Genomic DNA, 12,833 nt, shown 5'->3' with positions numbered 1-12,833 from the left:
GCAAGCGCTTATTTAACCAGCGTACGCCATTCGGCGTGGCCGCTGGTCTTGCCGGTGACCAGGTCGAAGTAGGCCTTCTGCAGCTTCTCGGTCACCGGGCCACGGCGGCCAGCGCCGATCTTGCGGCCATCGACTTCGCGGATCGGCGTGACTTCAGCGGCGGTGCCGGTGAAGAAGGCCTCGTCGGCGATATACACCTCGTCACGGGTGATGCGCTTCTCGACCACCTTGATGCCGTGCTCTGCGGCCAGGGTCAGGATGGTGCTACGGGTGATGCCGTTGAGGCAGGAGGTCACTTCCGGGGTGTACACCACACCGTCCTTGACCAGGAAGATGTTCTCGCCCGAACCCTCGGCCACATAGCCTTCCGGGTCCAGCAGCATGGCCTCGTCGGCGCCACCGGAAATGGCTTCCTGCAGCGCCAGCATCGAGTTGATGTAGTTGCCGTTGGCCTTGGCGCGAGTCATGGAGATGTTGACATGGTGGCGGGTGTAGGAGCTGGTGCGTACCTTGATACCGGCTTCCAGCGCCTCTTCGCCCATGTAGGCGCCCCAGTGCCAGGCGGCAACGATTACGTGCACCTTCAGACCCGCGGCGCGCAGCCCCATGCCTTCGCTGCCGAAGAACACCATCGGACGCAGGTAGGCGCTTTCCAGGCCGTTCTCGCGCACAGCCGCGCGCTGGGCTTCGTTGATCTCTTCCTTGGAGAAAGGAATCTGCATGTTGAAAATGTGCGCGGAGTCGAACAGGCGATCGGTGTGCGCCTGCAGGCGGAAGATTGCGGTGCCGTCCGGAGTGTTGTAGGCACGCACACCTTCGAACACGCCCATGCCGTAGTGCAGGGTGTGGGTCAGCACATGGGTGTTGGCTTCGCGCCACGGCACCAGTTTGCCGTCGTACCAGATCACGCCATCACGGTCGGACATCGACATCTTGCCTGCTCCTCAAATTCGCTTCACGGTTCGAACAATTCGGTGGGGCCGCAGCCCCGTCATTCAACTCAGCCCCAGCTCACGCCACAAGCGCATCACGGCACGACGCTCGTCCTGAAACTGATCACCCGGCACCACGCCAGGCTGCTTCTGCAGCGCCTGGCGATGAGCGGCCGAGCGGTAATTCTTGTAGACCTCACGCAGCAAAGCGGCATCCTCGGCGCCCATCAGACCGACCCGCTCCAGACCTTCCAGAATGCGGATGTTATCGGTGAACTCGAGTAGCTGCGGGTGTTGCCACGACCAGGCCAGAGCCGCGTATTGCACCATAAATTCGATATCGACGATACCACCGGCGTCCTGCTTCAGATCGAAGGAGGACGTGGCCTCGAAGGCGTTCGGTGCCGTTCCGGCCGCGGTATTTTTGTTGCCAAGGTTGTCGCGCATCTTCGCCCGCATCTCGCTGACCTCGACGCGCAGCGCCTCGATATCGCGCTGGCGCCCCAGCACCTCGGCGCGCACCCGGGCGAATTCGCCGGCCAGCCGCGAACACCCCACCAGCACCCGCGCACGCACCAGCGCCTGATGTTCCCAGGTCCAGGCCTCGTTTTCCTGATAGCGCTGGAAGGCGCCCAATGAACTGACCAGAAGCCCGGCTGCGCCCGATGGTCGCAGGCGCATATCCACCTCATACAAGGCGCCGGAGGTGGTCTGGGTGGTCAGCAGGTGAATGATGCGCTGACCCAGACGAGTGAAGAACTGCGCGCCGTCGATGGGTTTGGCGCCATCGGTCTCGGCCTGCGGATCGCCGTCATGAATGAACACCAGATCCAGATCCGAGCCGTGGCCGAATTCCAGGCCGCCGACCTTGCCGTAACCGACGATGATGAAATCCGGGTCGCACGGCGTGCCATCGACACGCTGCGGGCGGCCATGGCGCTGCACCGTGTGCTGCCAGGCCAGCGCCAGGACCTGATCGAGAATCGCCTCGGCCAGCCAGGTGAGGTAATCCGACACCTTCATCAAGGGCAGCGTGCCGGCAATCTCCGAGGCGGCCACGCGCAGGCTGTGGGCCAGCTTGAAATGACGCAGCGCCTCCATCTGCTGCTCCAGATCCTCCTCGGGAATGCGGATCAGCCGCTCGCGCAGCTCGGCTGCCAATTCCGGCGCCAGCGGCGGCGAATACAACCGGCCTTCATTGAGCAACTCATCGAGCAGCAGCGGGTAGCGGGCGATCTGCTCGGCGATCCAGGGGCTGGCTGCGCAGAGTGTGATCAGTCGCTCCAGCGCCCCCGGGTTTTCGCTCAAAAGAACCAGGTAGGCCGAACGTCGCGCGACCTTTTCCACCAGCGGCAGCACCCGCTCGAGCACCAGATCCGGTGTCTCGTGCTCTACCGTCTGCGCCAGCAGACGCGGAATGAAGGCGTCCAGTCGCTCACGCCCCAGGCGCTGCATGGCGCGCACTTGCGGCCCATTGCGCAAATCGGCGAGGCGCCGACTGGCCGTCACGGCCTCGGCAAAACCGGCCTCCTGCAGCTGCTGCTCGGCCGCCTCGTCATCCAGCGCGCCCTGCCACAAAGGCAGCCATTCGGCGCCGACTATGGCCTCGCTTGCCTGTGTTTCATCCTCATCGGGGTCGGCAATCACCTGCTGAAAATGCCATTCGATGCGGCCACGCCAATGCATCAGGCGCTCGTGAAAGCTTGCCCAGTCGGCAAAGCCCATGATCGCTGCCACGCGCGCCTGATCCTGCGCATCGGCCGGCAACATCTGCGTCTGCCGGTCACCGATGCCCTGCAGCGCATGCTCGGCATAGCGCAGAAACTCGTAACCCTCCTTCATCTCGGCGACCACGGCCGGCGGCAGATAGCCCTGCCCCTCCAAGGTCGCCAGCACCTTGAGCAGCGGCCGCTGCTGCAGGCTGAGGTCGCGCCCACCGTGGATAAGCTGAAAGGCCTGGGCGATGAACTCGATCTCGCGGATGCCGCCGGCGCCAAGCTTGATGTTCTCGCTCATGCCCTTGCGCCGCACCTCCTGCTGGATCAGCAGCTTCATCGCGCGCAGCGCTTCGATGGCGGAAAAGTCCAGATAACGGCGATAGACGAAGGGCCGCAGCATTTCCAGCAACTCGGCACCCGCCTTCTGATCGCCCCCCACGACGCGCGCCTTGATCATCGCGTAGCGCTCCCAGTCGCGCCCTTGGTCCTGGTAGTACTGCTCCAGTGCATTGAAGCTGAATACCAGCGCACCGCTGGAGCCATAGGGGCGCAAGCGCATGTCGGTGCGAAAGACGAAACCGTCGACGGTGATCGCATCCAGCGCCTTGATCAGCTTCTGCCCCAGACGAATGAAGAATTCCTGGTTATCCAGCGGGCGCTTGACGCCCTCGGTCTCACCGCCTTCGGGATAGCCGAAGATCAGGTCGATATCCGAAGACAGGTTGAGCTCATGCGCGCCGAGCTTGCCCATGCCGAGGATGACCATGTGCTGCGCCTGACCGGTGCGTCGCCCGACCGGCGTGCCGAACTGCGTGCAGTGGCGCGGATAGAGCCAGTGATAGGCAAGATCGATGCAGGCATCGGCAAGATCGGAGAGGTCGCGGCAGGTCTCCGCCAGCGCCGCCTGGCGACTGAAATCGCGCCAGATGATGCGCAACTGCTGGCGATTACGAAAACGCCGCAGACAACGCCCCAGCGCATCTTCGTCGCCACATTCGGCCAATTGCGCCTCCAACTGCTGACGCAGTTCGCCTGGCGCCAGGCTGCGCTCCAACTCACCTGATTCGGCCAACGCCACGAACATCTGCGGGTCACGCTGAGCCTGCTCGGCAACGAAGCCGCTCAAGGCCGACACCTGCCGCCAGGCATCGCGTCGCTCCTGCGGCCAAGCTGCAACGCGAGCAGCCAGCCCCTCATGCTCGGTAAACGCAGCGTGCAGCGACTGCTCGGCTCGCTCGGCCAGGGGGATCAGAGAAGGGGGCAACTCGACCAGCAACGGCAGGCTCATGGTCTATCCTTTTGGCGGACTGCCGGACGCACGGCGCGAACGCCCGGAGCCCCGCTCCTGCGGGGCACATGCGGCCGGCAGTGCCGCGGATTGTAGTTTTACTACGAAAGAATTGTATCCAGAGGGCTGAATCCGTCGTCGAAATGTAGTAAAACTACATACGGCCGGTCCTACCCCCGGTAAATCCAAGAATTTCAACTCGCCCGCCCAAAAAGCCGGCGAGACTCAACTGGCCTCCGATTCTGGAAGCCTTTCCGCCCTGGAGCAAGCCATGCAAGACCTCGATCCGATCGAAACCCAGGAATGGCTGGACGCCCTTGAATCCGTCCTCGACCGTGAGGGTGAAGACCGTGCCCATTACCTGATGACCCGTCTGGGCGAGCTGGCCACCCGTAGCGGTGCGCAACTGCCCTACGCGATCACCACGCCCTACCGCAACAGCATCCCGGTAACCCATGAAGCTCGCATGCCCGGCGACCTGTTCATGGAACGCCGCATCCGCTCGCTGGTGCGTTGGAACGCCCTGGCCATGGTGATGCGCACCAACCTGGACGACCCGGATCTGGGCGGCCACATCTCCAGCTTCGCCTCTTCGGCGACGCTGTATGACATCGGCTTCAACTACTTCTTCCAGGCCCCGACCGAAGAACACGGCGGTGACCTGGTGTTCTATCAGGGCCATGCGAGCCCTGGCGTCTACGCCCGCGCCTTCATGGAAGGCCGCATCAGCGAAGACCAGATGAAGAACTTCCGCCGCGAAGTCGACGGCAAAGGTCTGTCGTCCTACCCGCACCCCTGGCTGATGCCGGACTTCTGGCAGTTCCCGACCGTATCCATGGGCCTCGGCCCGATCCAGGCGATCTACCAGGCGCGCTTCATGAAGTACCTGGAAGCGCGCGGCTTCATCCCGGCCGGCAAGCAGAAGGTCTGGTGCTTCATGGGCGACGGTGAGTGCGACGAGCCGGAATCCCTCGGCGCCATCTCCCTGGCCGGCCGCGAGAAGCTGGACAACCTGATCTTCGTAATCAACTGCAACCTGCAGCGCCTCGACGGCCCGGTGCGCGGCAACGGCAAGATCATCCAGGAACTCGAAGGCGTGTTCCGCGGTGCCCAGTGGAACGTCAACAAGGTGGTCTGGGGTCGCTTCTGGGATCCGCTGTTCGCCAAGGACAAGGACGGTGCTCTGCAGCGCCGCATGGACGAAGTGGTCGACGGTGAATACCAGAACTACAAGGCCAAAGACGGCGCCTACGTGCGCGAAAACTTCTTCAACACCCCGGAGCTCAAGGAGATGGTCAAGGACCTTTCCGACGACGAGATCTGGAAGCTCAACCGTGGCGGCCACGACCCGTACAAGGTCTACGCGGCCTACCACCAGGCCGTGAACCACAGCGGCCAGCCGACCGTGATCCTGGCCAAGACCATCAAGGGCTACGGTACCGGCGCCGGTGAAGCGAAGAACACCGCGCACAACACCAAGAAGGTCGATGTCGACAGCCTGCGTCAGTTCCGCGACCGCTTCGATATCCCGGTCAAGGACGAGGACCTGGAAAACCTGCCGTTCGTGCGCCCGGAGCCGGGCAGCCCCGAGTACAAGTACCTGCACGAGCGCCGCAACGCGCTGGGCGGCTTCGTCCCGCAGCGCCGGCAGAAGAGCTTCAGCATCCCGACCCCGCCGCTGGATACCCTCAAGGCCATCCTCGACGGCTCGGGCGACCGCGAAATCTCCACCACCATGGCCTTCGTGCGTATCCTCGCGCAGCTGGTCAAGGACAAGGAACTCGGCCAGCGCATCGTCCCGATCATCCCGGATGAAGCCCGTACCTTCGGTATGGAAGGCATGTTCCGCCAGCTCGGCATCTACTCTTCGGTCGGCCAGCTGTATGAGCCGGTCGATAAAGACCAGGTGATGTTCTACAAAGAGGACAAGAAAGGTCAGATCCTCGAAGAAGGCATCAACGAAGCTGGCGCCATGAGCTCCTTCATCGCCGCCGGTACTTCGTATTCCTGCCACAACCAGCCGATGCTGCCGTTCTACATCTTCTATTCGATGTTCGGCTTCCAGCGTATCGGTGACCTGGCCTGGGCCGCTGGCGACAGCCGCACCCGTGGTTTCCTGGTCGGCGGCACCGCCGGTCGTACCACCCTCAACGGTGAAGGTCTGCAGCACGAAGACGGTCACAGCCACATGCTGGCAGCGACCATCCCCAACTGCCGCACCTACGACCCGACCTACGGCTACGAGCTCGCCGTGATCATCCGCGAAGGTATTCGCCAGATGATCGAAGAGCAGCAGGACATCTTCTACTACATCACCGTGATGAACGAGTCGTACCAGCAGCCGGCCATGCCGGAAGGCGTGGAAGACGGCATCATCAAGGGCATGTACCTGCTCGAGGAAGACAAGAAGGAAGCCGCGCACCACGTGCAGCTTCTGGGTTCCGGTACGATCCTGCGCGAAGTCCGCGAAGCGGCGAAGATCCTGCGCGACGAGTACAACATCGGTGCCGATGTGTGGAGCGTCACCAGCTTCAACGAACTGCGTCGCGACGGCCTGGCCGTCGAGCGCCGCAACCGCCTGCACCCCGGCCAGAAGCCGCAGCAGACCTACATCGAGCAGTGCCTGGGCGGCCGCAAGGGTCCGGTCATCGCGTCCACCGACTATATGAAGCTGTTCGCCGAACAGGTTCGTCAGTGGGTACCGAGCAAGGAGTACAAGGTTCTGGGCACCGACGGTTTTGGCCGCAGCGACAGCCGCAAACAGCTGCGTCACTTCTTCGAAGTGGATCGCAACTGGGTCGTGCTCGCCGCGCTGGAAGCCCTGGTAGACCGCGGCGAAATCGAAGCCAAGGTGCTGGCTGACGCCATCACCAAGTTCGGCATCGACGCCGATAAAGCCAACCCCCTGGACTGCTAAGGAGCGTAGCGATGAGTGAGTTGATTCGCGTACCCGACCTCGGCGGTGAAGGCGAGGTCATTGAACTGCTGGTCAAGGTCGGCGACCGCATCGAAGCCGATCAGAGCGTACTGACCCTGGAGTCCGACAAGGCCTCCATGGAAGTCCCCTCGCCCAAGGCCGGCGTAGTCAAGGAACTGAAGGTCAAGATCGGCGATCGCCTGAAAGAAGGCGACGAGTTGCTGGTGCTGGAAGTCGAAGGTGCTGCGCAAGCAGCGCCTGCGCCGAAGGCCGAAGCCGCACCTGCCGAAGCCCCTAAAGCGGCCGCTCCGGCAGCCGCGCCCGCCGCTGCAGCCACTGGCAGCAGCGTGCAGGACGTGCACGTGCCGGACATCGGCTCCAGCGCCAAGGGCAAGGTCATCGAGATCATGGTCAAGGTCGGAGATCGCATTGAAGCCGACCAGAGCCTGCTGACCCTGGAATCCGACAAGGCCTCCATGGAAATCCCCGCGCCGGCTGCCGGCGTGGTGGAGCAAGTGCTGGTCAAGCTCGATGATGAAATCGGCACCGGCGACCTGATTCTCAAGCTGAAAGTCGAAGGGGCTGCTCCGGCGGCCGCGCCGGCGCAAGCTGCCGCACCCGCCGCAGCCCCTACACCGGCCGCCGCAGCGAGCGGCAGCAGCGTGCAGGACGTGCACGTGCCCGATATCGGCTCCAGCGCCAAGGGCAAGGTCATCGAGATCATGGTCAAGGCCGGCGACAGCATCGAAGCCGACCAGAGCCTGCTGACCCTGGAGTCCGACAAGGCCTCCATGGAAATCCCCTCGCCGGCTGCCGGCGTGGTGGAACAGGTGCTGGTCAAGCTGGATGACGAAATCGGTACTGGCGACCTGATCCTCAAGCTCAAGGTCGCCGGCTCCGCTTCTGCACCCGCCCCGGCGCAAGCCAGCCAGGAAGTGCACCGCGTGCCGGAAGGTGCGGCGCCGGAAGTGGCCGCCGAAGTGCGCGCCATCGCCTCGCTGTCGGCAGCTGCCGCCGAAGTCGCCAATGCGCCCAAGCGCGATGGCGCCAAGGTGCATGCCGGCCCGGCCGTGCGTCAGCTGGCCCGCGACTTCGGCGTGGAGCTGGCGGATATCGCCGGCACCGGCCCGAAAGGTCGCATCCTCAAGGAAGACGTGCAGGCTTACGTCAAGGCGATGATGCAGAAGGCCAAGGCCGCACCGCAGGCGACTGCTGCAGCCGCTACCAGCAGCGCCGGCATTCCGCCGATCCCGGCGGTGGACTTCAGCAAGTTCGGTGAAATCGAAGAGGTGGCGATGACCCGCCTGATGCAGGTCGGCGCTGCCAACCTGCATCGCAGCTGGCTCAACGTGCCGCACGTGACCCAGTTCGACTCGGCCGACATCACCGACCTGGAAGCCTTCCGCGTCGCGCAGAAGGCCGTGGCCGAAAAGGCTGGCGTCAAGCTGACCGTACTGCCGCTGCTGCTCAAATCCTGCGCGCACCTGCTCAAGGAACTGCCGGACTTCAACAGTTCGCTGGCGCCGAGCGGCAAGGCGATCATCCGCAAGAAATACGTGCATATCGGCTTCGCCGTCGATACGCCGGACGGCCTGCTGGTGCCGGTGATCAAGAACGTCGATCAGAAGAGCCTGCTGCAACTGGCAGCCGAAGCGGCCGAACTGGCCGACAAGGCGCGCAAGAAGAAGCTGTCGGCTGACGACATGCAGGGTGCCTGCTTCACCATCTCCAGCCTCGGCCACATTGGCGGCACCGGCTTCACGCCGATCGTCAACGCGCCGGAAGTGGCGATCCTCGGTGTGAGCAAGGCCACCATGCAGCCGGTGTGGGACGGCAAGGCCTTCCAGCCGCGCCTGATGCTGCCGCTGTCGCTGTCCTACGATCACCGCGTGATCAATGGTGCCGCCGCTGCCCGCTTCACCCAGCGCCTGTCGCAGCTGCTGGCCGACATCCGCACCATCCTGCTGTAAATCGTTTCGAGCACGCCACGCTCGCATCCTCAACCCCGCCCATTTGGGTGGGGTTTTTTTTTCGCCTGCTCAAGCCACGGCCGACTTGATCCCGGTCATGGCATTTACCACAGCAGCCGCCATGATCGAGCCATCGATATCGATCCGGCGCATCCCCATGCTCTATCTGTTTCTGAAGTTCGCCCACCTGACTGCCGCCACCTTCTTCATCGGCGGCGTATTCTTCGAAGTGATGATCCTCAGCCGTGCCACGCGCGAGCTTCCGGATGACGCCAAGGCGGGGTTCTCACGTGCACTCGGACGGCGGGCGCGACAAGTCATGCACTGGGTAGTACTGGCGCTCTACGGCGCCGGCCTGGGCCTGGCATGGCACTACCGCGCAGCCCTGCATGCGCCGCTGGCCAGCAGCTTCGGCATCCTGCTCAGTCTGAAAATCACGCTGGCCCTGAGCATCCTCGGACATTTTCTGCTGGTGGTCTTCCTGATGCGCAGCGGCCGCATGACCGCAGTACGCTCGCGGCGCATTCACCTCAGCGTGCTGCTGCAGATGCTGGCCATCCTGTTCCTGGCCAAGGCCATGTTTCTGCTGAACCTGTAATCCGATGATCCTGGACCGACTGGAAAAATCATCCCTTCTGCACGTTGCGAATCAGAAAACTCAGCGCCTTGGCCAGCTCGCCCACGCCTTGGTAGTCACGCACGATGCTCAGCAGTTGGCTGCCATCGACCGGGTTGAGCAGCACACAGTGGATACCGCCGGTCGGACATTCATAGCGGATGAACGGATCGACGCCGAACACCGGGACACGCTGATTGCGTACAGAGATGGCCGTACCCTGCAGGCCGCGACTTTCCTCGCGCAGGATCAGTTCGCCAGCGTTGCCGACAGCGAAGTGGTACAACAAATCCTGTCGCTGCGCCTGTCCAACCTGGTAGCCGGCGCGCAGGGCGTAGGTTTCCAGCAGGGCATTGTTGTGTGCCAGCAGTGCCTGACGCTCGTTGTCGGTCAGGTAAAGACGCTTGAGTTCGTCCAGGTAAGCCGCCTGCTCGGCACCCTGCAATACGCCCTTGTCATCGGCGCTGACCTGGATGGGAACACCGGCAGAAAGCGCTGCTCCCAACAGCACAGCCATCAGTTTCCTTGTCAGTCTTGCTTGCATGATGCACCCTTGCCGAACGCTATAGTGAAGTAGGCCTGAGCCCTAGCCTCCGTCCACGCCGCTGCGCCCTGGCAGCAGCGGCTCTGTGCAGAGAACGGAAGCCTCGCCTGGTCAGCATACTGGAAGCCCAACGCCCAATGAAAAGCCATCCCGATGCTGGCACCCGTCCGGCAGCCGAGGTTGTGACGCAGTTGCCAGTGCCCTCGCGGCTCGGCATGTTGCGTTTCGAGCGCTTGAACGAGCCAAGCTGGGCCCTGCTTTTTCTCGACCCGACCTGTGAACGCAAACTCGGCATCAGTGCCGCCGATCTTTGCGCATTGGTCGACGCCCCCTACGCCAGCCTGATGGAGCCGGAGGCGCGCTATCGCCTGCACGATGCCATCCAGCAGCAGCTGGTTCAGGGCGCTCATTATCTGGTGCGCTATACCCTGCATACGCCGCAAGGCGCGCTGAACCTGCTGGAGATCGGCGAGCCGTTCAAGCAGCGTAACCGCCAGCTGCTACGCGGCTATCTGCTGATCGCCGATGACAGCTTCGATGCCTTCGCACCTGGCGAACAGGAACTGCACATACAGAATCAGAACCTGCGCAATTCGCTGCAGCAGCATCAGCGCACGCAGGAGAATCACCTGCAGCACCTGGCCCGCTCGCATACCCAACAGCAGTTGATCGTGCGCCTGGCGCGCCAGCGCTATGGTTCCAGCGATCCGCAACAGGAAGCCGCCGAGCTGATCACCCAGGCCGCCTGCGAAGTCTACGGCGTGGCCCGCGCGGGCATCTGGCGCGTGGGTACCCAGAGTCTCGACTCCATATCGCTGTATCGCCGCGATCTGGACCGCCATGAGCAATTGCCCTCGATAGACGCACGCAACTTTCCGCATTACCTGGAAGCGCTGCACAGTGGCCGCGCGATCGACGCTCACGATGCACAACACGATCTGCGCACCCGCGAGCTGGCCCCAGGTTACCTGGAGCCTCTAGGCATCACCTCGATGCTCGATGCCAGCATTCGCATCGAAGGCGAAGTGGTGGGCATTCTCTGTCTCGAACACATCGGTCCCAAGCGTATCTGGCAGGCAGACGAGATAGCCTTCGCCGGTGAGCTGGCCGATCAGTTCGCCCAGGTGCTGATCAATCAGGAGAAGCGTTCCGTAACCCATGCGCTGTACCTGTTCCAGCGCGCCGTCGAGCAGAGCGCCAGCGCCTTCCTGCTGGTCGACCGCGACGGCCGGGTGGAATACGTCAACCCCAGCTTCACCGCCATCACCCTGTACAGCAGCGACGAGGTCTGCGGCCATCGCCTGTCGGAACTGCCGGCCCTGGCCAACCTCAGCGACCTGTTGTTCGATACCGACTCGAGCCTGGCCGAGCACAGCAGCTGGCAGGGCGAATTCCGCAGCCGCCGTAAGAACCAGGAGCCGTACTGGGGCCACCTGTCGATCTCCAAGGTGTATGGCGACGACGGCGAGCTGACCCACTACATCGGCATCTACGAAGACATCACCGAGGCCAAGCTGGCGCAGCAGCGCATCGAGCGCCTGGCCTACACCGATAATCTGACCAACCTGGGCAACCGCCCTTCGTTCATCCGCAGCCTTGAAGAGCGCTTCGCGCGTCATACCCCGCAATCGCTAGGGCTGCTGCTGGTGGACATCGACAACTTCAAGCGCATCAACGACAGCCTCGGCCACCAGACCGGCGACAAGCTGCTCTCGGCGCTGGCCCGACGTCTGCGCAACAGCCTCGGCGCCAAGGGCACCCTGGCGCGCTTCGCCAGCAACGAATTCGCCATCCTGCTCGATGGCTGCGACCAAGACAGTGGCCTGCGCGTCGCGCATCAGGTGTTGCAGACCCTGGACAAGCCGCTGTTCGTCGACAACCAGCTGATCAGCATCACCGGCTCGGTGGGCCTGGCCATCGCCCCGGACCATGGCGACGACCCGCAGACCCTGATGAAGCACGCAGGCCTCGCGCTGCACAAGGCCAAGGCCAACGGCAAGCACCAGGTGCAGCTGTTCACCGAAGTGCTGAATGCCGAGGCCAACTACAAGCTGTTCGTCGAAAACAACCTGCGCCGCGCCCTGACCCAGAACGAGCTGGAAGTCTTCTATCAGCCCAAGCTGTGCCTCAAGAGTGGCCAATTGCTGGGCATGGAGGCGCTGCTGCGCTGGCAGCATCCGGAGAAGGGCATGATCCGCCCCGACCAGTTCATCGGCGTCGCCGAGGAAACCGGCCTGATCATCCCCATCGGCAAGTGGGTGGTACGCCAGGCCTGCCGCATGAGCAAGCAGATCGCCGCCATCGGCATGGGCGAACTGCAGGTGGCGATCAACCTGTCGCCCAAGCAGTTCTCCGACCCCGATCTGGTCGGCTCCATCGCCGCGATCCTTCACGAAGAGCAGCTCGACCCGCGCCTGCTGGAACTGGAACTGACCGAGAGCCTGCTGCTGGAAGCCACTGACGACACCCGCCACCAGCTCGGCCGCCTCAAGAGCCTGGGCCTGACCCTGGCAATGGACGACTTCGGCACCGGTTATTCCTCGCTCAGCTACCTGAAGAAATTCCCCATCGACGTGATCAAGATCGATCGCAGCTTCATCAAGGACATACCGGACAATCAGGACGACATGGAGATCACCTCGGCGGTGATCGCCATGGCGCACAACCTCAAGCTCAAGGTGGTCGCCGAAGGCATCGAGACCGGCGCCCAGCTTGGCTTTCTTCGTCGCCAGCGTTGCGACGTCGGCCAGGGCTACCTGTTCGACAAACCGATTCCCGGCCGCGAGCTCATCGACAGCCTGCGCCGCTATCCCTGCCGGCCACAGGCCGACCAACGGACGTAATACGC

Annotated in this window: 7 protein-coding genes; 4 read left to right on the top strand and 3 right to left on the bottom strand. The window is 63.3% G+C overall.

Features of this window, described 5'->3' with window-relative positions:
- Positions 1 to 8: 8 nt before the first annotated feature.
- Together EL191_RS03330 and glnE are read right to left on the bottom strand one after the other, a co-directional pair.
- Positions 9 to 932: a branched-chain amino acid transaminase gene (locus tag EL191_RS03330; RefSeq protein WP_041976492.1), complete on the bottom strand. Its 924-nt coding sequence runs from the start codon at positions 930 to 932 to the stop codon at positions 9 to 11.
- Positions 933 to 995: 63 nt separating this feature from the next.
- Entirely contained in the window at positions 996 to 3,938 is a 2,943-nt protein-coding gene (gene glnE / locus EL191_RS03325) for a bifunctional [glutamate--ammonia ligase]-adenylyl-L-tyrosine phosphorylase/[glutamate--ammonia-ligase] adenylyltransferase (RefSeq protein WP_041976490.1), read from the bottom strand.
- 271 nt (positions 3,939 to 4,209) lie between these two features.
- Between glnE and aceE the strand changes: the two genes are divergently transcribed.
- The 3 genes from aceE (at position 4,210) to EL191_RS03310 (ending at position 9,423) form a co-directional block, all read left to right on the top strand.
- Positions 4,210 to 6,855, top strand: coding sequence for a pyruvate dehydrogenase (acetyl-transferring), homodimeric type (aceE, locus tag EL191_RS03320; protein ID WP_041976487.1), 2,646 nt, complete (start codon positions 4,210 to 4,212; stop codon positions 6,853 to 6,855).
- 11 nt (positions 6,856 to 6,866) lie between these two features.
- Positions 6,867 to 8,825 carry a dihydrolipoyllysine-residue acetyltransferase gene (aceF, locus tag EL191_RS03315; protein ID WP_041976485.1) on the top strand — a complete coding sequence of 653 codons (1,959 nt, stop codon included), beginning with the start codon at positions 6,867 to 6,869 and terminating at the stop codon, positions 8,823 to 8,825.
- A gap of 157 nt (positions 8,826 to 8,982) precedes the next feature.
- Positions 8,983 to 9,423 carry a CopD family copper resistance protein gene (locus EL191_RS03310; RefSeq protein WP_026042185.1) on the top strand — a complete coding sequence of 147 codons (441 nt, stop codon included), beginning with the start codon at positions 8,983 to 8,985 and terminating at the stop codon, positions 9,421 to 9,423.
- Between the two features lie 28 nt (positions 9,424 to 9,451).
- On the opposite strand, the gene EL191_RS03305 is transcribed toward EL191_RS03310, so the two are convergent.
- Positions 9,452 to 9,958, bottom strand: coding sequence for a hypothetical protein (locus EL191_RS03305; protein WP_041976482.1), 507 nt, complete (start codon positions 9,956 to 9,958; stop codon positions 9,452 to 9,454).
- A 164-nt stretch (positions 9,959 to 10,122) separates the two neighbouring features.
- Between EL191_RS03305 and EL191_RS03300 the strand changes: the two genes are divergently transcribed.
- Positions 10,123 to 12,828: a putative bifunctional diguanylate cyclase/phosphodiesterase gene (locus EL191_RS03300; RefSeq protein WP_041976480.1), complete on the top strand. Its 2,706-nt coding sequence runs from the start codon at positions 10,123 to 10,125 to the stop codon at positions 12,826 to 12,828.
- The last annotated feature ends 5 nt before the right edge of the window (positions 12,829 to 12,833 follow it).

The organism is Pseudomonas mendocina, from assembly GCF_900636545.1.
GTDB classification, from domain to species: Bacteria; Pseudomonadota; Gammaproteobacteria; order Pseudomonadales; family Pseudomonadaceae; genus Aquipseudomonas; species Aquipseudomonas mendocina.
This window is presented reverse-complemented; position numbering and strand designations above follow the sequence as displayed.